This is a genomic window from Vibrio sp. 10N.261.52.A1 (assembly GCF_002876325.1).
GTDB lineage: Bacteria > Pseudomonadota > Gammaproteobacteria > Enterobacterales > Vibrionaceae > Vibrio > Vibrio chagasii.
This window is the reverse complement of the sequence record NZ_MCYD01000039.1, coordinates 1-1,562: the sequence shown is the minus strand read 5'-3', so window position 1 is coordinate 1,562 and position 1,562 is coordinate 1. Positions and strand designations below refer to the sequence as shown.

At 41.2% G+C, this 1,562-nt stretch carries 1 protein-coding gene and 1 pseudogene; one reads left to right on the top strand and one right to left on the bottom strand.

The annotated features are described in order from the left end of the window. Positions 1-732: pseudogene (locus BCT81_RS00520) on the bottom strand (phospholipase); the annotation flags it as partial. Between the two features lie 345 nt (positions 733-1,077). Here BCT81_RS00520 and BCT81_RS00515 point away from each other — a divergent pair. Then, on the top strand, positions 1,078-1,562 hold a 485-nt coding region (locus tag BCT81_RS00515; RefSeq protein WP_102422967.1), incomplete at its 3' end, for a DUF2058 domain-containing protein.

Here is a 1,562-nt window from a genome sequence, read left to right as displayed (position 1 = left end):
ATCGAGCATCTTGGTTTGGTAAGGGTATTCTTTGGCCAGCTCACGTAAGAATTCATCTCGGCCGTTGGCAAACACCTCTTGAAGTGCGAGTACGTCGTAGCCTTTGACATACTGAGGGATCAGGTCGTAGCGGTCACCAATATGGGAGGCGATCGCAGGAAGAGCCCAAATGTTATACGTCATGACCTTCAACGTATTCGCATCAGGGTTCGGTTGCTCGTCTACTTTTTCTGGAGTGATGGTGTAGTGAATGTCATCGTAACGTGCTGTGTTATCAGCTTTGAGTGCGAGCTCGGTATTCAGGTCAAAGGCATCGGTCGTACTGCGATGAATATTACGGTCATCGTAGAGTCTCAAATTAACATCAGCAGCACTTAAGCCATGTTGTAGAGTAGAGTTGTACCAGTGTCCATTCATGGTTTGATTAAGGGTGATACTTTCACCCACAGTATTCGAAACCACAGTATTGAATTGATAAGTTTCCTCTGATTTGACACCCGTCCAACGATTAAAGCTGATCAGTTTTTTGGTTTCCCAAGGGCCAATTTGTTCAACGTGTTGTTGCCATTCGTCTCCATATTTAAGGAGGTCAGTACCACTGTGACTGGCTTGAATCGTCATTACTTGATTGGTGTTATTGGTCAGATACACGTCGGTATCGGCGATAGCCGGGGTAGATAAGAATGAAGCTGATGCGAGTAATGCACTTAAGCTAGTCCATTGATTTTTCATTGGTTACGTTATCCTTACTAATGGGTGTAATGAATAACGTAGTCAATAGATATTGCGCTTGAGTTATAACTCTATAAGCAATATTAAATTATGAGATATATGCCAAGGTTTTATAAATTTGACCATCTATTGAAGATGAAAATATTGTTCTGATGGAATGAGAAGTGTTACGCGCGCGCAATAAAGTTGGAAGGTGAATTGGTATCGGTTAAGAGAATGAACAATAAGTCGTTTTCAGAGGATGTGTTAATTTTGGAATTGTTGAGTAATTTACTCTTGGCTGGTAAACAGAAACTCGAAAAACAGGTATGATAGTAGCGTTTTTAATCCTGAACTGGGAAAGTCATGGCAAAGTTAACACTCCAAGAGCAGATGCTTAAAGCTGGCTTGGTAAATGAGAAAAAATTAAAGAAGGCGAAGAAAGGCTCTAAAAAGTCTCGCGTTCAAGCTCGTGAAGCAAAAGCAGCGGCAGAAGAAAACAAACTGGCGCAGCAAGCAAAAGACAAAGAATTAAACCAGCAGCTGAAAGAGAAACAGTTGAGCAAAGAGATCAAAGCTCAAGTGAAACAGCTGATTGATATGAATAAGATTGACCAGAAAAATGGTGAGATCAAATATAACTTCACCGACGGTACTTTGGTTAAATACCTATACGTAGAAGAGCTGACTCAAAAGCAATTGAGTAAAGGTATCTTGAGTATTGCGCGTCAGGGCGAAAGCTATGTGGTTATTCCAACAGCGGTAGCAAACAAAATCGCTATGCGTGATGAAGAATCAATCGTTGATACTCAAACGGCAAGTAGCGATGAAGTTGATGAAGATGACCCGTA